The 22,621-nt window shown below is 57.6% G+C and carries 21 protein-coding genes; 8 read left to right on the forward strand and 13 right to left on the reverse strand.

Features of this window, described 5'->3' with window-relative positions:
* Positions 1-353 precede the first annotated feature (353 nt).
* The 5 genes from purL to AAF739_14405 all read left to right on the forward strand — a co-directional run bounded on the left by purL (position 354) and on the right by AAF739_14405 (position 4,738).
* The gene (gene purL / locus AAF739_14385; protein MEM6383856.1) at positions 354-2,573 is read left to right on the forward strand and encodes a phosphoribosylformylglycinamidine synthase subunit PurL; all 2,220 of its coding nucleotides are present in this window, start codon (positions 354-356) and stop codon (positions 2,571-2,573) included.
* A gap of 16 nt (positions 2,574-2,589) precedes the next feature.
* Complete coding sequence (locus tag AAF739_14390; GenBank protein MEM6383857.1) at positions 2,590-2,826, forward strand: BolA family transcriptional regulator; 237 nt, start codon at positions 2,590-2,592, stop codon at positions 2,824-2,826.
* Positions 2,827-2,974: 148 nt separating this feature from the next.
* A complete protein-coding gene (gene grxD / locus AAF739_14395; GenBank protein ID MEM6383858.1) occupies positions 2,975-3,316 on the forward strand; it encodes a Grx4 family monothiol glutaredoxin in 342 nt (113 codons plus the stop codon).
* A gap of 2 nt (positions 3,317-3,318) precedes the next feature.
* Positions 3,319-4,041 (forward strand): TIGR02453 family protein, encoded by a 723-nt coding sequence (locus tag AAF739_14400; protein MEM6383859.1) that lies wholly within the window; start codon positions 3,319-3,321, stop codon positions 4,039-4,041.
* A gap of 4 nt (positions 4,042-4,045) precedes the next feature.
* Positions 4,046-4,738, forward strand: a complete 693-nt coding sequence (locus AAF739_14405; protein MEM6383860.1) for a GNAT family protein — start codon at positions 4,046-4,048, stop codon at positions 4,736-4,738.
* Here AAF739_14405 and AAF739_14410 read toward each other — a convergent pair.
* From AAF739_14410 to AAF739_14425, 4 genes are all read right to left on the reverse strand, one after another.
* Positions 4,728-5,753, reverse strand: coding sequence for an aldehyde reductase (locus AAF739_14410; GenBank protein MEM6383861.1), 1,026 nt, complete (start codon positions 5,751-5,753; stop codon positions 4,728-4,730). The two genes, AAF739_14405 and AAF739_14410, sit on opposite strands and share 11 nt — an antisense overlap.
* A 143-nt stretch (positions 5,754-5,896) precedes the next feature.
* A complete protein-coding gene (gene rpsD / locus AAF739_14415; GenBank protein ID MEM6383862.1) occupies positions 5,897-6,514 on the reverse strand; it encodes a 30S ribosomal protein S4 in 618 nt (205 codons plus the stop codon).
* Positions 6,515-6,691: 177 nt separating this feature from the next.
* On the reverse strand, positions 6,692-7,381 hold the full coding sequence (locus AAF739_14420; protein MEM6383863.1) for a DUF805 domain-containing protein: 690 nt from the start codon (positions 7,379-7,381) through the stop codon (positions 6,692-6,694).
* 66 nt (positions 7,382-7,447) lie between these two features.
* Complete coding sequence (locus tag AAF739_14425; GenBank protein ID MEM6383864.1) at positions 7,448-8,281, reverse strand: RNA methyltransferase; 834 nt, start codon at positions 8,279-8,281, stop codon at positions 7,448-7,450.
* Positions 8,282-8,489: 208 nt separating this feature from the next.
* Between AAF739_14425 and AAF739_14430 the strand changes: the two genes are divergently transcribed.
* On the forward strand, positions 8,490-9,701 hold the full coding sequence (locus AAF739_14430) for an NADP-dependent isocitrate dehydrogenase (protein ID MEM6383865.1): 1,212 nt from the start codon (positions 8,490-8,492) through the stop codon (positions 9,699-9,701).
* Between the two features lie 217 nt (positions 9,702-9,918).
* On the opposite strand, the gene alaS is transcribed toward AAF739_14430, so the two are convergent.
* The 9 genes from alaS to flgB form a co-directional block, all read right to left on the reverse strand.
* Positions 9,919-12,567 (reverse strand): alanine--tRNA ligase, encoded by a 2,649-nt coding sequence (gene alaS / locus AAF739_14435; GenBank protein MEM6383866.1) that lies wholly within the window; start codon positions 12,565-12,567, stop codon positions 9,919-9,921.
* Between the two features lie 185 nt (positions 12,568-12,752).
* Positions 12,753-13,856, reverse strand: a complete 1,104-nt coding sequence (recA, locus tag AAF739_14440) for a recombinase RecA (GenBank protein MEM6383867.1) — start codon at positions 13,854-13,856, stop codon at positions 12,753-12,755.
* 120 nt (positions 13,857-13,976) lie between these two features.
* Entirely contained in the window at positions 13,977-16,658 is a 2,682-nt protein-coding gene (locus AAF739_14445) for a response regulator (GenBank protein MEM6383868.1), read from the reverse strand.
* Between the two features lie 151 nt (positions 16,659-16,809).
* Positions 16,810-17,898: a flagellar biosynthesis protein FlhB gene (gene flhB / locus AAF739_14450; protein ID MEM6383869.1), complete on the reverse strand. Its 1,089-nt coding sequence runs from the start codon at positions 17,896-17,898 to the stop codon at positions 16,810-16,812.
* Between the two features lie 30 nt (positions 17,899-17,928).
* On the reverse strand, positions 17,929-18,678 hold the full coding sequence (gene fliR / locus AAF739_14455; protein ID MEM6383870.1) for a flagellar biosynthetic protein FliR: 750 nt from the start codon (positions 18,676-18,678) through the stop codon (positions 17,929-17,931).
* Positions 18,679-18,748: 70 nt separating this feature from the next.
* Positions 18,749-19,012 carry a flagellar biosynthesis protein FliQ gene (gene fliQ / locus AAF739_14460; protein ID MEM6383871.1) on the reverse strand — a complete coding sequence of 88 codons (264 nt, stop codon included), beginning with the start codon at positions 19,010-19,012 and terminating at the stop codon, positions 18,749-18,751.
* Positions 19,013-19,039: 27 nt separating this feature from the next.
* Positions 19,040-19,366 carry a flagellar hook-basal body complex protein FliE gene (locus tag AAF739_14465; GenBank protein ID MEM6383872.1) on the reverse strand — a complete coding sequence of 109 codons (327 nt, stop codon included), beginning with the start codon at positions 19,364-19,366 and terminating at the stop codon, positions 19,040-19,042.
* Between the two features lie 11 nt (positions 19,367-19,377).
* A complete protein-coding gene (gene flgC / locus AAF739_14470; GenBank protein MEM6383873.1) occupies positions 19,378-19,788 on the reverse strand; it encodes a flagellar basal body rod protein FlgC in 411 nt (136 codons plus the stop codon).
* Positions 19,789-19,811: 23 nt separating this feature from the next.
* A complete protein-coding gene (gene flgB, locus AAF739_14475) occupies positions 19,812-20,228 on the reverse strand; it encodes a flagellar basal body rod protein FlgB (protein MEM6383874.1) in 417 nt (138 codons plus the stop codon).
* Between the two features lie 216 nt (positions 20,229-20,444).
* Here flgB and AAF739_14480 point away from each other — a divergent pair, with 216 nt between their 5' ends.
* A complete protein-coding gene (locus AAF739_14480) occupies positions 20,445-21,773 on the forward strand; it encodes a flagellar biosynthetic protein FliO (GenBank protein MEM6383875.1) in 1,329 nt (442 codons plus the stop codon).
* A 109-nt stretch (positions 21,774-21,882) separates the two neighbouring features.
* Entirely contained in the window at positions 21,883-22,614 is a 732-nt protein-coding gene (gene fliP / locus AAF739_14485; GenBank protein MEM6383876.1) for a flagellar type III secretion system pore protein FliP, read from the forward strand.
* Positions 22,615-22,621 lie beyond the last annotated feature (7 nt).

Consider the following 22,621-nt stretch of genomic DNA (forward strand, 5'->3'; position numbering starts at 1 on the left):
CACAGCGGAACGGATTGCAGACCGGGTCCGCACCTGTTGGTTTACCTCCGGCGAATCAGATTTCGCAGACTTCAGACAGGAAACGGAGATCACTTCGCTTTCCGGACAACCGCGCATCCTGCTCGTAGATCGCGATGACCGGGGCGGACTTCCACAGCTGGCCATTACCATCCGCAGGGTGGATGGCGCGGGACCCGTGGTCTCATCATTCGGGCCGCTTACCGCGACCCCTCTCAAAGCCCGAATAAACCGTGACCTACAACGCTGGGCTCGGGGCTCGCGGAGCTGTGGTACATGATGCTTGCGCCATTCTCCGGGGCCCTGCATTCGCGGGCTAGCTGGGTTTGCTCCACATGACACTGAACCCGCCAATTGCCATTACACCAGACCTAATCGCGGCGCACGGGCTCACCGCCGAGGAATATGAGCGCTTCCGCGGGCTCCTCAGTGGTCGCGAGCCAACCTTTACCGAGCTTGGGATCGTTTCAGCCATGTGGAACGAGCATTGCTCGTACAAGAGCTCGAAGAAATGGCTGAAAACGCTGCCGACCGAAGGCGAGCGCGTCATCGAGGGGCCCGGCGAGAACGCCGGTGTGGTCGATATTGGCGACGGACAGGCAGTGGTCTTCAAGATGGAGAGCCACAACCACCCTAGCTATATCGAGCCTTATCAAGGCGCGGCCACCGGTGTCGGTGGTATTCTGCGCGATGTTTTTACCATGGGCGCCCGGCCAATTGCGGCGATGAACGCCCTTCGGTTTGGGGCGCCGGACCACCCAAAAACCCGCCATCTCGTGTCGGGCGTGGTCGCCGGCATTGGCGGTTACGGTAATGCCTTTGGGGTTCCCACCGTTGGTGGCGAGGTTGAGTTCCACCGGCGCTACAATGGCAACTGCCTGGTCAACGCATTCGCAGCCGGTATTGCGCAGACCGACGCGATTTTTCGATCCGAGGCACGGGGTGTCGGTCTGCCCGTCGTTTATCTGGGAGCCAAGACGGGCCGTGATGGCGTCGGCGGCGCGACGATGGCGTCGGCTGAGTTTGACGACACGATCGACGAGAAGCGCCCCACTGTGCAGGTCGGCGACCCGTTCACCGAGAAATGCCTTCTTGAAGCCTGCCTCGAGTTGATGGGTACCGGCGCGGTAATCGCCATTCAGGATATGGGCGCAGCGGGCCTGACATGCTCCGCTGTCGAGATGGGTGCGAAAGGCGATCTCGGCATTCGGCTCGACCTGGACAAGGTGCCGTGTCGCGAAGAAGACATGTCCGCCTACGAAATGATGTTGTCGGAAAGCCAAGAGCGCATGCTGATGGTGCTTGAGCCAGCCAAGCGCGCACAAGCGGAGGCGGTTTTCAACAAATGGGCACTCGATTTTGCCGTTGTCGGCGAAACGACTGACACGCTACGTTTTGAAGTATTTCACGAAGGCAGCCTCGTTGCTGACCTGCCAATCAAAGACCTTGGCGATCAGGCCCCCGAATATGACAGGCCTTGGGTCGCACCAGCAAAACCGGCTCCTGCCCTTGATATCGATCGCTCTGGCGATGTCGCCGACGGTCTCCTGAAGTTGCTGGCGAGCCCGGAAGGCGCGTCCAAGCGCTGGGTCTATGAGCAGTATGACACCCTGGTCAGAGGCCAAACGATCGCAACACCAGGCGGGGACGCGGGCATCGTCCGCGTGACGGGGGATGGTAAGTGCCTTGCTTTCTCCTCCGACGTGACCCCGCGCTATGTCGAAGCGGACCCCTTTGAGGGTGCCAAACAGGCTGTGGCCGAAGTCTGGCGCAACCTGACAGCGGTCGGGTCACTGCCCCTCGCCGCCACAGACAATCTCAACTTCGGCAATCCGGAAAAGCCGGAAATCATGGGCGGCTTTGTGCGGGCGATCGAAGGATTGGGCGAGGCATGCCGGGAGCTAGATTTCCCGATCGTGTCTGGCAACGTCTCCTTGTACAACGAGACGGATGGCTCGGGCATTCTGCCCACTCCGACGATTGCCGGAGCGGGATTAATTCGGGCGGGCAATCCTGTAGCGACCCTCGCCTTGCGAAGAGACGGCGATGTCCTTGCCTTGGTTGGACCCAAGGCAGCAAGCCTGGGACATCTCGGCCAGAGCGCTTATTTGCGCGACGTTCTTGGGCGTGAAGATGGAGCGCCACCGCCCGTCGACCTGGCTGCCGAGAAAAACGTCGGCGATTGTGTGCGCCGCCTCATTGGGGATGGTCTCGTTGACACAGTTCACGATGTTTCAAGCGGTGGTCTCGCTTTGTGCATTGCCGAGATGGCCATCACAGGCGGGATTGGCGCAACTATCACTCCGCCGGAAGCCGACGCCATTGGCTTCTTTTTTGGCGAGGATCAAGCGCGGTACGTCATCGCTTTCAGTCCAGACAGGACCGCCCAAATCGAAAGTGTGGTTGGTGAGACGGAGACGGTTGCACTGACGCCACTTGGCTCGACCGGTGGCGATGAATTGAAACTTGGCAACAGCCGATCCATATCGATCGGGACGCTGCGTTCAGAGCATGAGCGCTGGTTTCCGAACTTCATGACGCAATCGCCGCTTTGAATAAGGACGAGTTTCCATGCCGATGAACGCCGCTGAAATCGAGAAAATGATCACCGACGCTATGCCGGACGCCCGTGTCGAGATCCGCGATCTTGCCGGGGATGGCGATCATTATGCAGCCGTTGTCGTATCAGAGGCGTTTCGCGGCAAATCACGCGTTCAGCAACACCAAATGGTATACTCCGCCTTACAAGGGAAAATGGGCGGTACGCTGCACGCTCTTGCGCTGCAAACGTCAGCGCCTGAAGCCTAGAAGAGAGTTTCCCGCCTATCTTTCAAAGCGTGCTTTGCTTGTTCAATGGTTTGCCACTATGTGTTGGTAAAGGCGGTCAGAGGTAAGCCCGACTAACCCGCATTCGTTCCGCAGTCAGGCGGCTATCATCAAACAACGAGACACCATCATGTCAGACGCTCAACAATCCATTGAAAACACAGTGAAATCACAAGACGTCGTTCTGTTCATGAAGGGAACGAAACAGTTTCCACAGTGCGGGTTCTCCGCGCAGGTTGTCCAGATTCTCGAGTATGTCGGCGCTGACTACACCGATGTGAATGTCTTGGAAGACATGGATATTCGCGAGGGCGTCAAAGAGTATTCCAATTGGCCAACCATCCCCCAGCTCTACATCAAGGGCGAGTTCGTCGGCGGCTGCGACATCGTACGCGAAATGTTCCAAGCTGGTGAGCTTCAGCAGATGTTCACTGATAACGGGATTGCGGTCAAAAACACCGAAAGCGCCTGAGTTTGACGGACACGCCGACACCCTTCAGTGGCATGGGCAAGAAAGCCCTGCCATTTCTGAAGGCACTTGGCTTTCACCAGTCGAGAGAATGGTTTCACGAAAACAAGCCGCTCTATGAAGCGGAGGTGAAACAACCACTTGGTGATCTGATCGAACATCTCTCGGAGCGAATGAACGCTGAAGGGCTGCCTTTTCGCGGCAGCCGAAAAACGTCGCTTTACCGCGTCAATCGGGACGTTCGGTTTTCAAAGAATAAAGACCCTTACAACACGCACGCCAGCGCTTTGATGACGCGGGACGGAACTAAGAAAGATCAGGGCTTCGTCTACGTGCATATGGCCAACGAGCGCTCGTTTATTGCGACCGGCTTTTACGGATTACAGCCCGCTGAATTGTCAGCAATGCGCCATGCCATCGTCGAGCGGTCTAGCAAGCTTCACAAAATCCTCAGTGAGCTTGAGAAGAAGGGCCGAAAGCTCGACACGAGTGAGGGTCTCAAGCGTATGCCACGCGGGTTTGAGGCTGTGGACGATGAACATCTGCAAAAACTCCTCAAGCTGAAACACTTCACCTTCGTTGAAGAGCTCGATAACGCGGTGCTCACTACACCCAAGATCGCTAACAAGATGATCGCGTTGGCGCATCAAACGTTGCCCTTCATCGAGTTCGGATGGACGGCGATCGACCCGGTACGCAGCGCCGAAGCCCTGAAGAACGCGGGATAACTCTATGGATGGCAAGTCCGAATGGCGCGGATGTCCGGCTCCGCGCCCAGCAGAGCTGTGTGGCCAAATGGTTGTGCTTGTTGCATTCGATCCCGACAAACATGGCGTCTCTGTCTGGCAGGCGCTTGGCGGAGACGCTGCCGCAAACCAACGGATCGGCTATTTTCCCGATGCGCCCTACAAAGATGCCGAGCATTTCACCCAAGCCTATGCCGAGCGGCAGTCGGACTGGCACACCATGGTTATCTGTGACGCCCAGTTCGTTATCCCGCGGGGCATGGCAAGTTACATGCGGATGCGTCCGGAGCACGGGTCCGTCGAAATCGGCGCCGTTGCACACGGACACGCCATGGCGCGCACGCCAATAGCGACCGAAGCGCATTACCTGCTTGCCCAGCACGTGTTCGATGATCTGGGCTATCGGCGTTACGAATGGAAGCTGAATAACGATAACGCGGCCTCCCACAAGGCAGCATTGCGGCTCGGCTTTACCTTCGAAGGTGTATTCCGACAGGATATGATGACACCGACAGGCAATCGCGATACGGCGTGGTACTCAATGCTCGATGGCGAGTGGCCGAGCGCCAAAACGGCGCTTGAAACCTGGCTTGCACCGGACAACTTCACGGCAGAGGGAGAGCAGCGGCAGACGCTTCAGCAACTGCGCAACACGACTTGGCAAGCCCCTAGCTCTTGAACGTCTCAATCGACTGGGCGGATGCCAGAAGGCTGTCTTTGGCCTTTATGAAGTCGATGCCCAACACCGTGCGCGCCCGCTCGTTCGAGACGCGCTTTATCTGGCCCAGTTGCGGAACGATGGTTTTGATATCGCCATCGAAAAAGGACATCAGCTTGATCATGAAATCCGGCGCTTCGCGTGGCTTGATGGAACGGTCGGGATAGGCCTCCTTAAGGGTCGCCGCCATATCGCGCATCCACATAAAGCCTTCCGTTGCCAGAATGCGCAGTCCTGCGCTCTCGGGCGTCTGAAGCGCCTTGACGTGCATCTCTGCTACGTCGCGGACATCAACGATAGGGATCCCAAACCGCGGCTGCATGGGATCCTTGCCTGACAGGATTCGCTCCACAACCTGCAGCGAGGTGCCATAATTGGCGTCAAGTGCAGGGCCAGCCACCAAAACCGGGTTGATGGTGGTCAGTTTCATGTCTGGCGCTTGTTCCTCAACGAACGCCCAAGCGGCTTTCTCGGCATGCGTTTTTGACCGGCCATAAGGGTTCTGCGTCGGATGAAAATCCTCAGACCAATCCGCTTCGTCATACATAGACTTGCTCGCCGGAAGCTCGCCATACATGACCGCCACCGCCGATGAAGTCAGGACAACACGTTCAATTCCTGCGTCTTTGGCCGCCTTGAGCGCCCGCAACGTTCCCTCGACCGCTGGGCGGATGATCTCGTCTTCGTTTTTCGGTTGTTGCAAAGGGAATGGCGACGCTGTGTGCAGAAGCGCTGAGCATCCCTCCATAACCCCTTCCCAGCCATCGTCCTTAGCCAAATCAAGGGCTACAAACGAAAGTCTGGCCTGAAGGTTCTCCGCATCCTTCACGTGGGGACTGACTGCATCAATAACCTCTTGCGAGCGCCTCAGCGATCGCACCGATCCCCGAACGTAAAAGCCGGCGTCAAGAAGCTGCACAATGATGTGTTTGGCAATGAAACCAGATGCACCCGTCAGAAAAACGGTCTCGGCCATGCTGAAGCCCTCCCTCAACTGAATGTAAGTGTAGCTAACTTTGATTGCCCTATTAAGGAACGATCGACACAAAAAAAAGGGCCGCTGGTGACCAGCGACCCTAAAAGTATAACCGGTGCGGCGGTGGCCGCGTGAATTATGCTTTACCGCGAGTAGAACTCGACAACGAGGTTCGGTTCCATTTGAACCGGGTACGGCACGTCGCTCAGCGTTGGAATGCGCGAGAGCGTGGCAGTAATCTTGCCGCCATCCACGTCGATGTAATCGGGTGTATCACGCTCATCGAGACCAACGGCTTCAAGCACGATGGTTAGCTGCTTCGAACGCTCGCGCACTTCGACGACATCGCCGACCTTCAAGCGATAAGAAGGGATATTGGTGCGGCGACCGTTGACCAGCACATGGCCGTGATTGACGAACTGACGAGCGGCAAAAACCGTTGGGACGAACTTCGCACGATAGACAACCGTGTCGAGCCGACGCTCCAGCAAACCGATCAGGTTCTCGGACGTATCGCCCTTCATTTTAGACGCCTGATCGTAGATCTTGCGGAACTGCTTCTCCATGATCGAGCCGTAGTATCCCTTGAGCTTCTGCTTCGCGCGCAGCTGCACCCCGAAGTCAGATAGCTTGCCCCGGCGTCCCTGCCCGTGCTGGCCAGGCCCGTATTCACGGCGATTGACGGGGCTCTTCGGCCGCCCCCAGATGTTCTCGCCCATGCGGCGGTCGATCTTGTATTTCACACTGTCGCGTTTTGACATCGCGGTATCCTTTCAAGGTTTGAAGGTACACGCGCCCTCCTCTTCCGACCTTTTGGCCGAACGACAGGATCGCAACGCCAGCGGTTTGCAAGCACGATCCACGGGACACGGGAAAGCAAAAGGGGGCGCGAACGCCCCCATAAGCTGCATGGTCTTTAGGCCGAGGTCCGTTTGGCGTCAAGCTGGACCGTATTCATTGTCCTGCGGTTCACTCGGACGCGTTGTCCACCAAAGCATAATGATCAGACCAATCAATGGGACGAACCCAATCAGCTGCCACCAACCTGAACGACCAATGTCATGGAGGCGTCGGGCGGCCACACAGATAAAGGGTATGACAACAGCCAGGATAAAAATGTTGGAAAAGACCCCGGTCTGCGCCACCGCTTCGCTGAAGAGCGCCGCGTCGACAAAATAACAGGAAATCAGCCCAAGCACGTAGAACAGCACCCAATACCAATATTCCGATCGGCGTGCGCGCCCAGAAATCTGGGTGTATCGGGAGAACACGGTTCGAACGACGTCGAGAAACTGCGTTGGATGATAGTAGCTGCCCGCCACGGGAGCCCTGGGAGCCCCATGGTATGGGGTGGCCGCACCACCGGAGGATGATCCACCGCCAAAGACCGCTTCACTGCCCGGCCCTCCGCGCGGGAGATCATCCACCCAACTTTGTGGGATCATGTTTCCCGGCAACACGGCTTGGGCAGGCGTCCAATTGTCCATGCCTTCGGCCCAAACGAGCGAGTTTGCGCCGATCTCACCGCTATCAATCAGGGCTGGCAGCTCTGATTGGTCAATCGGCCCGCGTTGCTCGCTCCCAACGGCATAGAACCACTGCCGAGCACTGTCGTCCTGAGTAGCCATGAGTAAACCTCTCCAAGCAGTGGCCGATTGTTGCGCATGGTGTTCTGACGCGTGGCGCCGATAAGCTCAAGAGCGCTCATGAACACGATCAAGCGAAGCCAGCACGCCCCGCAGGGTGCGCACCTCTTGTGCTGTCAGCTGCGGGCGCTGATAAATGGATCGCAGATTGCGAACCATGCGATCGCGCTTCTCAGGTGGGTGGAAAAATCCGCGCTCGTCGAGCAAACCTTCCAGGTGTTCAAAAAAGGCGATGAGTTCCGCCTTTGTTGCAAGCGGCCCCCTGTCCGCAGCACCCAGCGGTAGCTGGTCGCTTTCAGACGTCCGCCCCATCGTCTGACTTGCGTGGCGCCGCCACTCATAAGCGCAAACGAGTGCCGCCTGAGAGATGTTGAGAGATGCGCACTGAGGGTCCACAGGGAGCGTGAGAATATCATCGCAAAGCGCCACTTCGTCATTGGTCAGGCCCCAGGCTTCGCGGCCAAACACGTAGCCAACCCGGCACTGATCGTCTTCAGATAAATGCCCGCAGGCGGATGCGGCAGCCTCCGCAGGACCAATCACCGGCTTTACCAGATCATGCTTGCGCGCGGATGTGGCGTATACGAGGGTCAGGTCGGCAAGTGCGGCGTCCAGCGTTTCAAAAAGCTGAGCGTTCTCAACAATGGCACGCGCGCTGCTTGCCGTGGCGGTAGCCTTAGCACTCGGCCATCCATCTCGTGGACGCACCAGGCGCAAGACCCGCCAACCAAAGTTTCCCATAGCCCGCGCGACCATGCCAATGTTTTCGCCTAGCTGAGGTTCGACCAAAATCGCCACCGGCGGCTTGGGGAGCTCCCGCAGTGGATTGGGCTCGGCACCTCCAGCTCCGTGCACTCCTCCAGGCGCGCCAAACCGGCTCATACCGAGCCCCCCTTGCAAACCGCAGGTGTTTGGGAATCCAGAATAGCTGCTCTCCATTTCTTATCAGCCCATCGACCGGGTTCATGGGCTTGAACCGCTTTGCTATAGGCCGGGTGAAACCGGTTCAAGGCTCCATTGCGTTTCGCAGGGCCGACAGAGCCGCGCACTGCTTCGCGCCGCTAGGGGCGCGCTCAAACGAGGACCCTCCATGGCCAAGATCAAGGTTGCAAACCCTGTCGTCGAACTCGACGGCGATGAGATGACGCGGATTATCTGGCAGTTCATCAAGGATAAGCTGATCCACCCTTATCTCGACATCGACTTGCACTATTACGATCTTGGGATTGAGGAGCGCGACAGGACCGACGACCAGATTACCGTCGATGCCGCCAATGCCATCAAGGAACATGGCGTTGGAGTGAAGTGCGCAACGATCACGCCCGATGAGGCGCGCGTTGAAGAGTTCAATCTCAAGCGCATGTACCGCTCGCCCAACGGAACGATCCGCAACATACTTGGCGGCGTCATCTTCCGCGAACCGATTGTGATGCAAAATGTGCCGCGATTGGTCCCCGGCTGGACGCAACCCATCGTTGTCGGCCGGCACGCGTTTGGCGACCAATACCGCGCGACCGATTTCAAATTCCCCAGCGCGGGAACCCTGACGGTCAAGTTTGTTGGCGACGATGGCCAGGTGATCGAGCACGAAGTGTTCAAATCACCCAGCGCTGGCGTCGCAATGGCGATGTACAACCTCGACGACTCGATCCGCGATTTTGCCCGCGCCTCCATGAATTACGGCATCATGCGCGGGTACCCAGTTTATCTGTCGACCAAGAACACCATCATGAAGGCCTATGATGGGCGCTTTAAAGACCTCTTCCAGGAGATCTTCGAAAGCGAGTTTGAGGCCCAGTTCAAAGAGGCCGGAATTCATTACGAGCACCGGCTGATCGACGACATGGTAGCGTCAGCGATGAAATGGTCAGGCGCGTATGTCTGGGCATGTAAAAACTATGATGGCGACGTGCAGTCGGACACGGTCGCGCAGGGCTTTGGATCACTGGGGCTCATGACCTCGGTGCTGCTCTCGCCCGACGGCCGGACTGCGGAGGCCGAAGCCGCGCACGGCACGGTCACGCGGCACTATCGCATGCACCAGCAAGGCAAAGAAACCTCAACGAACCCAATCGCTTCCATCTTCGCTTGGACGCGTGGCCTCGCCCACCGTGGCAAGCTGGATGACAATCAGGCTCTCATCGATTTCGCGGACACGCTTGAAAAGGTCTGCGTGCAGACGGTTGAGGCTGGCGACATGACCAAGGATTTGGCGATCCTGATTGGGCCCGACCAAACCTGGCACACCACGCAGGGCTTTCTTGCCAAGATCGACGAAAACCTCCAGAAGGCGATCGGCTGATTTGCATCTGCATCTGTAGGCTTGGGTGAGCGCGTGGCGAGCCGGTTGGGGCCGGCTTGCTTGCGCATTCCCCGCCACGGCCAACTGCAAGCGCTTGGGTTTACAGATGCGCGCCGCTCAAGCTCGGCTGGCCGATGCACCGCCATTAAGCCACTTTTTGCCGGATGCGTACAGCTGTCGCCGCTGAAACTCTTAGCCTAGCGAGTACAGCAGCGTTTTAGACGGCCAGGGCGTCCCGAACAGCGTCAAGCGCAGCTGATGCCGCAGCGGCATCCGGACCGCCCGCTTGCGCCATATCTGGCCGCCCGCCACCACCCTTCCCGCCAAGGACTGCAGCGCCCGTCCGAACAAGATCAACCGCATTCTCGCGCTCGGTCAGGTCATCGGTCACCGCAACAACAAGCGCCGCTTTGCCGTCATTGGTGCCCACCAGTGCAACCACGCCCGACCCCATTGAGGCTTTCATCTCATCGGCGATACCTTTGAGGTCACGAGGTGCAACATTTTCCAGAACCCGTCCGATAAACGAGATCCCAGCGACCGTTTCCGTCTCTGCGGCCGCTTCGCCGCCCATGCCACCGCCAAGTGCTACCTGCTTCTTCAACTCGGTAACCTGCCGCTCGAGAGCACGCCTCTCATCCACCAACGTTTGGACACGTTCCAGCGCGATCTCCGGCTGCACCTTCAGGGCACTCGCCACAGCGTTCAGGCGCTCATCCTGCTGGGCGAAGTAGGCCAAGGCAGCTTTGCCCGTTAGAGCTTCAACCCGGCGAACGCCAGCGGCAACCGCACTCTCGGAGACCACCCGAACGAGCCCTATTTCCCCTGTGCTCCCAACATGCGTTCCGCCGCACAGTTCAACGGAAAACGCCCGGCCGTCGTCCCTGGTCCCCATGGAGACAACGCGAACCTCATCGCCATATTTTTCACCGAATAGCGCACGCGCACCGGATTCAATCGCACTATCGACGTCCATCAGACGTGTATCGACAGCGCTGTTCTGCCGAATGAAGCGATTAGAGATGTCCTCAATTCTCAAAAGCTCATCGCCAGCGATAGGTTTGGGGTGTGAGAAATCAAAGCGCAGCCTGTCGGGCGCCACGAGCGATCCCTTTTGTGCAACGTGATCACCCAAAGTCTGGCGCAACGCTTCGTGCAGCAAATGCGTCGCGGAGTGATTGGCGCGAATATCCTGGCGGCGTTCCCGATTAACGTGGAGATCTGCCGGTTCCCCGACTTTAATGCCATCTCCGCGCGCCACGCCCTGATGTTCAAACAGGCCGTCGGCCCGTTTGACCGTGTCGGTTACCTCGAACTTGCCATCGCCCTGCAGAATGTCACCACAATCTCCAACTTGCCCGCCTGATTCTGCATAGAACGGCGTCTGATTGAGAATAAGACTGCCCTGTTCGCCGGCAGCGAGACCGCTAACAACAGCACCATCCTTGACGGCCGCGACGACCAGCCCTTCCGCCGTGAGGGTGTCATACCCAAGAAATTCAGTTGAGCCGTGCGCATCGCGCAGACTGAACCAAAGTGATTCGGTTGAAGCATCGCCAGAGCCAGACCACGCAGCCCGCGCTTCTGCACGCTGACGATCCATAGCCGTGTCAAAGCCGTCCCTATCGATGCCGATACCACGGGAGCGTAACGCGTCCTCTGTGAGGTCAAAGGGGAACCCGTAGGTATCGTACAACTTGAAAGCAGTTGCACCCTCAAGTGTATCGCCGCTACCCAAGCCGCTGGTCGCGTCCTCAAGCAGACCTAAACCTCGGCCTAGAAGCTTCTTGAAGCGGTTTTCTTCAAGTTCCAGAGTATCGGTGATCAATGCCTTGGCGCGAACCAGTTCCGGGTACGCTTCCCCCATCTGGCGCTGGAGAGCGGGCACCAAACGGTGCAGGAGAGGCTCCTGCGCACCCAGAAGATGCGCGTGGCGCATGGCGCGACGCATGATGCGGCGTAGGACATAACCTCGACCCTCGTTTGAGGGCAGGACACCATCAGCGATCAAAAAACTGGATGCGCGCAAATGATCGGCGATCACGCGGTGGCTGGCTTTGGCGTCCCCGTGAGCCTCCACATTCGTTAGCTCGACCGAGGCAGCAATAAGCTTCTCAAACAAATCCGTCTCGTAATTGTCGTGCTTGCCCTGAAGAAGCGCGGCAATGCGCTCAAGCCCCATCCCAGTATCAATTGATGGCTTGGGCAGCGCGACCCGGGTTTCCGCATCAACCTGCTCAAACTGCATGAAGACAAGGTTCCAAATCTCAATGAACCGGTCGCCATCTTCATCGGGAGAACCGGGCGGGCCACCCGGAATATGATCTCCGTGATCGTAAAATATCTCAGAGCATGGCCCGCACGGTCCCGTATCGCCCATAGCCCAGAAATTGTCGGAGGTCGGAATGCGGATAATCCGCTCGTCAGGAAGCCCGGCAATTAACTTCCAGAAATCGTAGGCCTCGTCGTCTGTGTGGTAGACAGTGACGAGGCAGCGATCGGGATTGATACCGAACTCCTTCGTCACCAGCGTCCACGCGTGATGGATGGCTTCTTCTTTAAAATAGTCGCCAAAGGAAAAGTTCCCCAGCATCTCGAAGAACGTATGGTGCCGTGCCGTGTACCCCACATTATCGAGATCGTTGTGCTTTCCGCCTGCCCGAACACACTTTTGCGACGTCGCGGCACGCGGAGGTTCGCGCGTTTCAAGGCCGGTGAACACGTTCTTAAACTGCACCATGCCCGCATTGGTGAACATCAGTGTCGGGTCATTGCGCGGCACGAGGGGTGAGGAGGACACAACCGCGTGTCCGGCATCTTCGAAGTAGGAAAGAAAGCGCGAGCGGATTTCGTTGACACTACTCATGGCCGACCACCTGAACCCATCAGGTGCGCGCCGTACCAAGCTCTGAGCCAACAGCTGACGTCGCACCAACCGAAAGAAAGCGGCTGGCCACTCATGCAGCCAACCGCTTCTGCGCTATCTATCGTTCGGCTCAGGCTGTGTCCAGAACAAGCCCGTCTGCATGGGATGCGTTTTCAGTGTTTAGGCTAGCCATCGTTCGCAGGTGATACCGGCAGTTCAGCGTCATGATCCGCATCGCCTGCGTCATCCCCCTCCAATATCTGCTCCGCTATCAAACCAGCATTCTTTCTGATGGACGCTTCGATGGTGGACGCAACATCGGGATTATCGCGCATAAACTGTTTGGCGTTCTCGCGTCCCTGGCCCAGCCGTTGGCTGTCGTAGGAGAACCATGCGCCTGACTTCTCAACAATCCCTGCCTTTACGCCGAGATCAATCAACTCGCCAACTTTCGAGATACCTTCACCGTACATGATGTCGAATTCGACTTGTCGGAACGGCGGTGCCACCTTGTTTTTGACAACTTTCACGCGCGTTTGATTGCCCACCACCTCGTCGCGATCTTTGATCGAACCGATCCGGCGGATATCCAGCCTGACTGATGCGTAAAACTTCAGTGCGTTCCCGCCAGTCGTCGTTTCAGGGCTTCCAAACATCACACCGATCTTCAATCTGATCTGATTGATGAAGATCACCATACAGTTCGATTTGGAGATCGACGCGGTGAGCTTGCGCAACGCCTGGCTCATGAGCCGCGCCTGCAAGCCCGGCAAACTATCGCCCATCTCACCTTCAAGCTCAGCACGCGGCGTCAAAGCGGCAACCGAGTCGATCACCAAGACGTCAACGGCCCCGGACCGAACCAAGGTATCGGCAATCTCCAAAGCCTGCTCGCCCGCGTCTGGTTGAGAAACCAAGAGGTCGTCGACATTCACGCCAAGTTTGCGAGCGTAGATCGGATCGAGTGCATGCTCTGCATCGACAAAGGCGCAAATACCGCCGTTCTGCTGTGCCTCGGCGACCGTGTGAAGAGCCAGCGTCGTTTTGCCAGACGACTCAGGGCCAAAAATTTCGATTACCCGACCGCGGGGTAAACCGCCGATACCCAGCGCAATATCCAGACCAAGTGAACCAGTGGAAACGGCCTCTATCTCAAGTGCATCGCCCTTTCCCAACTTCATAATAGAGCCCTTGCCGAAGGACCGCTCTATCTGGGACAAAGCAGCGTCGAGCGCTTTGGTCTTATCCATTCCGTTATCTTCCACCACTCGCAAAGATGATCGCGCCATTACCGTTGTCCTTTTTCCATGCACCGACGATTCTCGCAATGCCATGGCACCGCATCTCGCACAGGTGTACATGTTTTGTTCCATAAGAACAAGTGCAGAACATAGGTTTCCAGTAAGCGACTATTCAGCCAGGACGTTTTTCACGGTCTCAGCGAAATCCTTCATCGAAAATGGCTTCGCCAGGAACGTAAACTCCTGATCATCGGGCAGATTCTTAGCAAACGCATCTTCGGCATAACCGGAAACGAACACGAACCGCATATTTGGATGCCGAGCGCGAACCTCCTGCAACAACGTTGGACCGTCCATTTCAGGCATGACCACGTCGGAAACAATCAGCGAGATATCGTCGCCAACTTCGTCGAGAACCTCGAGCGCTTCGACGCCACTATCGGCTTCATAGACCGTGTAACCGCCCGACCGCAGCAACGTCGCGTTCACCATCCGAACGCCTTCATCGTCTTCAACCAGCAAAACACTCGCGACGCCGGTAAGATCCTGTTGCTGATCGCTGGATACGTCTGCAGCCGAGGCTGGCAGCGCCGCCGTTTCAGACGGCTCATCGGCCGCACTGTGGCGCGGTAGGAAGATATGAAAGCTGGTTCCCTCGCCGACCGTACTCTCTGGATAGACGTAGCCGCCGGTCTGTTTGATGGTACCATAGACGGTCGCTAGCCCGAGGCCCGTCCCCTCGCCGACGCCCTTGGTGGTAAAGAAGGGCTCAAAAATCTTCTCCATGATCTCGGGAGGAATACCCGTTCCGGTATCGCTTACCGTCACCAAGACGTAATCCTGAGCTTCCAGCCCTTTGAAATCAAAGGCCGCGCATTCTTCTGCCATGACGTTACGCGTTGACATTATCAGGTTGCCGCCATCAGGCATCGCGTCCCGTGCGTTTACCGCCAAGTTGATCAAAACGTTCTCGAGTTGCGAGAGATCCGCCATGACGGGCCAGACTTCCCCACTGATATCGACGTCCAGCTTGACCTTCTCGCCTACAAGACGATCGACGGTCATGGAAAGATCGGACAGGACATCGTCCATGCGCATGACTTGCGGGCGCAGGGTCTGTTTGCGGGAGAACGCCAAAAGATGTCGAACAAGTGCGGCCGCGCGATTGCAGTTTTGGCGGATCGGAGAAATGTAGCGGTAGCTCGGGTCTGATGGGGGATGGTTGAGCATCAGCAGGTCAACATTCCCCATAATTGCCTGGAGCATATTGTTGAAGTCGTGAGCAACCCCGCCGGCAAGCTGCCCGAACGCCATCATTTTCTGGGTTTGTGCAAACTGTTGCTCAAGAGCCTTTTGCTCGGTGGTATCCATCAGAAAGGCAAGGATCTCGCTCTGGTCGGCATCACCAGCAGCCGAAAGGAACAGCTGGGCTGAATTCTGCGTGCTCATCTCGACGAGTGCGAGAGAGTTTGCCTCGTCCGTCTTGCGGTCATCTGCTTCGTCACCGCCAATCACCACATCCACGGGCCGGATGCTGCCGCGCTGGGCGAGTGCGTCATCCATGGCGCGCCGAACGGCATCGCGCGTTCCGGGAGAAAACAGATCAAGGAAGCGTGCCTGAGGTTGCACCAGTGTTCCAACTTTCTCCCCGCTGTTTGTTGCCGGGAACATGCCGGCAAACGGCGCATTGCGCTGCACCACAACGCCGTCCTGATCGACCACCGCGATTGCAACCGGCGCGTTGTGGAAGAAGCGTGCGAACTTGACCTCGGCAGCGCGAACACTTTCGTCGGCATCAAAGCCGGTCGAGCGGTTGATCACCAGTGTGCGAGACGCACGCGGGGCTCCATCGGGGCTGATCGGAACACGGTGGTGAATGCGTACCGGCATGCGTGACCCGTTGCGCCGTAACAGGTCAACATCGACGATTGTTGCCAAACCATCGTAGTCGGTCGTCGTTGGCGCGCTCGCCAAAAGCGCTGCCCCATCGCCCGCCAGCATATCGGTCAACGTCAAGCCAAGCTGGTCAACGTCAGTTAGGTCATAACCGAGCCAACTGGCCAGTGTTGCGTTCATGTAATCAATGGCGCCGCTTTGCTCGCAGGAAAAGAAGCCGGCAGGTGCGTGGTCGAGATAGTCGACTGCCTGTTGCAAGTCTTTAAAAAGCTGCTCTTGCCGCACGCGCTCCGCAGTGATGTCACGAACGCGCCACGCTATCCCATAACCCGGCTTAACGACCGGCGATGACGGATTAGCGGGATGGTTGGGCGTCTGCGATCGAGACGCAGCCCCCGAGGGCAACTCAGGACCAAACGCCAGAGGCCTGGCTAGAACGTGATACCATCGAGGTTCGCCCTCCCCAGCTGCTCCCCGGGAAAGCCGGACCTCCGCGTCGCCTGCGGCACCCCCCGCGACCTGTCGAAGCAACTGATAGACTGTGTCCGCAGTGGACGCTTCAGTCCCGAACACACGATCAGGCAGCCGCACCATTTCTGGCTGCTGCGCGCCCGTTAGCGTGCCGTAAGCCGCATTGGCGTACATGATCTGGCCGTTGGCATCGGTACACAGCAAGCCATCCTGGTCGGCATCCAAAAACCCGTCAGCCCACCCTGCAGGCCGCTCGCGTTCAGCAAACTGTACGAAGCCAAGAACCAGTGCCAGGAGCCCGGCGACACCAAGCGCAGAAAAACCTGCCAGAACGACCAGCAAGGCGGTTGGACTGGTGCCATAGCGTGTGAATGCGAGAAAAAACAGCAGCGCAAGCAAGAGCCCCAGAACAAGCACCATGACCCAAGGACGCTTTGGCGTGACCGGTCTTGCGGAGCGGTTATCGATCAGGGGACGAGCCACGGGAAAGGTCTCAAGTTGAGCGGACAAGGATCCGAAACCAAGCAAGGGATAAGGGCAAACGAATCGCCTCACCAAGCTAGCCGGTTCAAAGCAAAGGCAACATATTTATTCGGCTGCGAAGGGCACCTTGCCCAAGTTTTGCGGCCACAAACTAGCGCGCTGATGCGTTGCGAGCTCGGCGCCTATCACGCATGCGCAGCACAAAGCCAATCACCTTGGCAACAGCCTCGAAGTGCTCCGCGGGAATAGTCTGATCGATCTCAACGCCAGCATGCAACGTTCGAGCCAGCGGCGGGTTCTCGACAATTGCAACGTCGTGTTCGCGCGCAACCTGTCGAATGGAAAGCGCCAACGCATCGACACCCTTGGCGACGCACAAGGGTGCCTGCATGCCCTCTTCATATTTTAAGGCAACGGCGAAGTGCGTTGGGTTGGTGATCACAACAGTGGCATCGGGGACGTCAGCCATCATGCGTTTGCGGGAGCGCTCCATACGGATCTGCCGAAGCTTCGCTTTGACTGTGGGATCGCCTTCCTGCTGTTTGAACTCGTCCTTGACCTCTTTGACGGTCATTTTCTGCCGCTCAAACCACCTGTGTCGCTGGTACAGATAGTCGGCGACGCCGATGACGATCATGACGGCCGCGGCCGCGAGTAACAGTGCCACAGCCATGTCGAGAACGGCGGGCAGGAACTGGCGCAGATCGGTGAACAGCAGAGCGTCCAACTCGTCTCGGCGCGGCATCAAGATCAGCGTCATCAGGACACCGATGATGCCGATTTTCAGCAAGCCTTTGACGAAATTCATCAAGCTTTCGGACGAAAAAAGCCTTTTGAACCCTTGAATGGGAGATATCTTGGAAAGCCTGGGCGTAATCGGCTCAACCGAGAGCACCGGACGGTGCTGAACAAGATTGCCCAGCACCGCCATCGCCATCAGAAAAAGGAAGGGGATGGCGACGGCCATTGCGATTTGCGGTCCAAGCTCTCCAGCCAATGCGATGATCGCTCCACCATCAACAGGCATCACAGCGAGATTAGCAAGCAGCGACTGGAACATCAGCGTCATGTCGATCATCGCTGGCGCGATCATGACAGCTACGACAAGGGTTCCCCCCAGCAGGACGAAGGCCGACGATAATTCCTGAGATTTTGGGACATCCCCTCGCTTGTGAGCTTCTTCGAGCTTTCGTTGCGAGGGGTCCTCAGTCTTCTCCGACTGCTCGGTATCGTCAGCCATCACATACCCTCCAAAGGGCGGATCGGCTCATCAGCCTGGAAGTAACTGCCGAAGAACCTCGGCAACATGATCGATGTAAAGCGCCATAAGCGCCGCAAGCATCACCGCCAACAGCAAAAAACCCGCTAGGATGTTGACCGGCATTGCAATCATAAAGATCTGCAGCTGGGGCATCAGCCGGGACAGAATACCAAGGCCAAGATAGAAGATCAGGCCGAAAACCATGAAGGGTGCCGAAATCTGGATTGCCACCTCGAAGGCCTTTGCGGCGGTGTTGAGCCCGAACTGAACCATGTCGCCCAACGGGATCGGGGCCCCGACAGCGAAGATGTCGTAGGATCGAACGATTCCCATCAGTGCGAGGTGATGGAGGTCCGTCACGAAGAGAAGCGTAACGCCCATCAGCGCGAGAAAATTGCCCAGAAGAACGCCTTGCGTACCCTGGGCCGGATCGACGTTGAGCGCGAAGCCTAGCCCCATTTGAAAGGCGATCGTCGTGCCGGCAACCTGCATAACCGACAAAACGAAGCGAACGGCGAGCCCCAAGCCTAAGCCAACGAAAATTTCCTGAATGATCAGAAGTACAATCTGCACGAAACTGGTCGGAACCTCGGGTAAGTCGCCCGCAAGAGAAGGGTACACAACCAAAAGCGTCAGAAGGGCGATCACCAATCGGATACGCACCGGAACGGTCTGCTCGCCGATGCCCGGCATCAAAGCGAACAGCGTTCCTAGTCTTGCGAACAGCAGAAGCGCGAGCCACGCAAGTTGTGGCAGCATTTCGATGGTCAAAGCCCAGCCCCGCCAAACGACGTTGGTCCGCCGCCGCTTGCAAACGCACCATGATGCGCTAGCCGGAGATGATTCGTTCAGCGACGCGATCCATGTAGCCTGCCATGAGGCTTCCCATAAAAGGAAGTGACAGCATAAACGTCACGAAAATCGCGACGATCTTCGGAACGAAAACCAAGGTCATTTCCTGGACTTGCGTCAAAGCCTGTATCAGTCCGATCGCCACCCCGACGGCTAGGCCGACGCACATCATAGGTGCCGAGACGTAAATCAAGGTCATCACGCCTTCTCGTCCTAAATCAATGACTTCTGGGCCTGTCATAATGTAATACTTTCGATTGGACGATGCCTAGATCGGCATCCTCAATATCTCTTGATAAGCGGAAATCACACGATCACGAACGGTGACGACGGTTTCCAGGAGGACCTCTGTTTCAGCGACGGCGGTCACCATATCGACCACATCCGACCGGCCCTGGATCATATCGATACCGCGTGCTTCCAGGCCCTGACCTTGTTCAACGAGGCCGGACATTTGTTCCTGCACCAGCGCACCAAAACCCTCTGCCGGGCCTGCCGCGGCTGCCCCTTGCGTTCCAGCTTGATCGCCGCGCGCTAGGGCCTGAGCCGCTTGTGCATAAGCCTGTATGGCCTGGTTAGTCGGGATGTTTGTCATCGCTCAGAACCTCAGGCGCGAAGGATTTCAAGAGTTCGGGTGATCATCTGACGCGTCGACTGCACGACATTCAGATTCGCTTCGTAAGAGCGCTGAGCGTTGCGCATATCCATCGCCTCCACCAACCGGTTGACGTTAGGCAGTTCAACATAACCCTCGGCATTTGCAGCGGGGTGACTGGGATCATAGCGCAGCCGGAACTCCCCACGATCCGGACGAACTGGGCCCATTTCAACGGTCCGCGACTGGGTCTCGCGGTCAAGCGCCTGCCGAAACGTCGGTATCTGGCGCCGATACGGGTCGCCATCGGGCGACCGCGCAGTCGAATCTGCATTCGCAATGTTTTCTGCGATAATCCTCATCCGGCCTGATTGTGCCTGGAGGCCTGACGCCGCTGTGATGAGGCTTTTAAAAAAGTCCATGAGTGTAGTCTCCTTAGCGCCTGTCAGCGCCTGCCAACGGCCGAACGCAACATGCTCAGCGATTTCTGATAAAGGCCAGCAACCGCCTGGTAATCGAGTTGGTTGGACGTCATCTTCATGACTTCCTCCTCCAGGACCACCGAGTTGCCCTCTGGCGTCACCTCAAAACTGTCCACCCGACCCCCACCCAGTGGACCGTTTTCGATAATCGCACGCCCTGCCAGGTGGCTTTTGTTGGTGCGCACCGGTGCCATGGCTACTGGCGCTTCGACCTGCCTACGCGTCTCGTGATCGATACGCTTCAGGTCTCTAGCCTGAAAGCGCGGGGTGTCCGCATTCGCGATATTCTCCGCAAGCACCGACTGCCGCGCCGAGTGCCATTTCATCTGCGTCTTGAGCGCCGAGAAGAATGGAAGATCGCCAAACACAAATTTACCCATGGTTATCTGATGGCCGCATGGCCACTGCTAGGCAGAATGTGCCCAACCGATGGTTAACAGGTGCTTAAGGAGGTGTTAGCGACAAGGCCTTGTGAATTGACTAAGCTTTGCAACGCACAGGCGAATCGCGAGTTTTGATGGCGGCGATGCCCTTGCTAAGCCTTTTTTGGGGCGGCGATTGCGAACGAGCTTCGGTCCAAGAGTGGAGTGACTGGCGTGTTTGGGGACGTTCTTGGAGAGACTGGGGGAGCGGTCGCGCAATTCGTTCTCGCACTGATATTTGTCGTCCTTCTGATCATTTTGGTCGCCTGGGTGATCAAGCGTTTTGGTGGGGGGCGCTTTGGCGTCGCTGCAGGCGGAAAAGCCGACTTGGAGATTGTCGATACTTTGGCTGTCGACCCCAAGCGCCGACTGGTTTTGGTTCGACATGGTAAGCTTGAACACTTGCTGTTGATCGGAGGGGGCTCAGACGAAATCGTTGAGCGCTCAATGATTGGCGGTCTGCCGATCGCAGCCAGGTTGGAAGCCCAGAAGGTCGCCCACAGCAGAGCGGCTGTCGCGTCCGAAGCCAGCGTCCCTGAACAGACCACAGCGGCGCCTGCTTCCCAGCACGATGTGTCTAGCAGGCCTGAAGCGGAGTTGCCCCGTCAAGAGTTTGGAGTGGGGGCCGCAGCGGCGGCTGCCGTTACCGGATTGGCGGCGGCAGCTGCAACATCGGAATTGGCGGTCGCAGCAAGCAGATCAGTTTCGCCACCACCACCTCCGTTGGCCCCACAGTTGGAGCGCGACCTGCCATCAAGCACTGGTAGTGACACCTCCCAGCCACAAGTCCAGGAGCCGTCGATCGCAGAGGAATTACAGTCAAGCCTTGAAAAAGCTCTGCAGCAGGAGGCGCGTCCTGCATCGGTCGAGCCGACCCCAATCCCTCCAGTTGAACCGGCTGCTTATGAACCGGAGTTCGATTTGGCGGCTGAATTGGAAGCCGCTCTGACTGAGGAACGCGGTCAAGCGACAGCGCCGCCTGCTGATACGGTGGAGGACATACCAGCCGCATTTACGCCACGCGAAAAGGCCCCACCGCTCGACCCGCCAACGGAGCCCGTCGAGGAACCGGACGCTGCGCCTCCTGTGTCGCGGAGCGAGATCGACTTCACTGCCCGTCCGGAGCCGGTGTCCGTTACCATTCCAACCCGCGGACCCGGATCGGGCGCAACGACCGTCAACCAGGTGAGTGACCTTTCGGCGGACAAGTCGATCCTTTCAAGCTCCGTTGAAGCCGAAACGTCGCCGGCGGTGACAGTTACGCCGGCCGACGAGGCGAAACCTGCTGAAGCCGAAGAAACGGCTGTGCAGGCGGATCAGGCCGCAGTTGCAACTCCGCAGGAGCCAACCGAAGCCGGTTCACAAGAGCCGCTCATTGACCTTGGTGAGCTCGCCGCGCCAGCACAAACCGCTAGCGCCGAACAGGAGGACACGAGCGACGATCTCGACGAAGAGATGCGACGTTTGCTCGGTGAAATCGCCGGTGTACCCAAGCGCGACTGAGCAACAAGAGACATCGAGGGCAGGCCAAGCGGGCATTAAGCCCGTTCCAGATGGCCAAAGGTTACGTTTGGCCAGGCCACCGAAGCGCTGGCCATGGTTTGTTGCGCTTTTGCCGGTCGTTCTCTCCGCTGGCTGGTTCTTCGCTGGCAGCGCTTTCGCACAAGATATCTCGATTTCGCTGGGCGATGACCTGACGGTTACCGAGCGGGCCGTTCAGATCATTTTACTCATTACCGTCCTGTCGCTCGCCCCATCGATCCTCGTGATGGTGACGTCCTTCACCCGTATCGTTGTTGTCTTGTCCTTGTTACGGACAGCAATTGGCTTACAGACCGCGCCGCCAAACACAGTCATCATTTCGTTGGCGCTTTTTCTGACCGCTTTCATCATGGCGCCCACCTTTCAGGAGGCCTATGACGCGGGAATCCAGCCGCTCATCGATGAAACGATCGAACTTGATGAAGCGTTTGAACGCGCTGTCGAACCGTTCCACCTGTTTATGAGAACACACGTTCGAGAGAACGATCTCGCGTTGTTCTTGGGACTGGCGGACACCGAACCTCCCGAAACGCCAGAGGCGATTCCCCTCACCGTTTTGGTTCCAGCCTTCATGATATCGGAACTGCGTAGAGCCTTTGAAATCGGCTTCCTGCTGTTTGTCCCGTTCATCATCATCGATCTGGTTGTCGCATCCGTGCTGATGTCCATGGGTATGATGATGCTACCGCCCGTCATCATCTCCTTGCCCTTCAAACTGATCTTTTTCGTGCTTGTCGACGGTTGGAACCTTGTCGCCGGTTCTCTGGTCGAGGGCTACGCGCAGGGGCCACCGCCCCTTTAGCGCCTAT

Source organism: Pseudomonadota bacterium, from assembly GCA_039024915.1.
Lineage (GTDB): Bacteria > Pseudomonadota > Alphaproteobacteria > Rhizobiales > MH13 > MH13.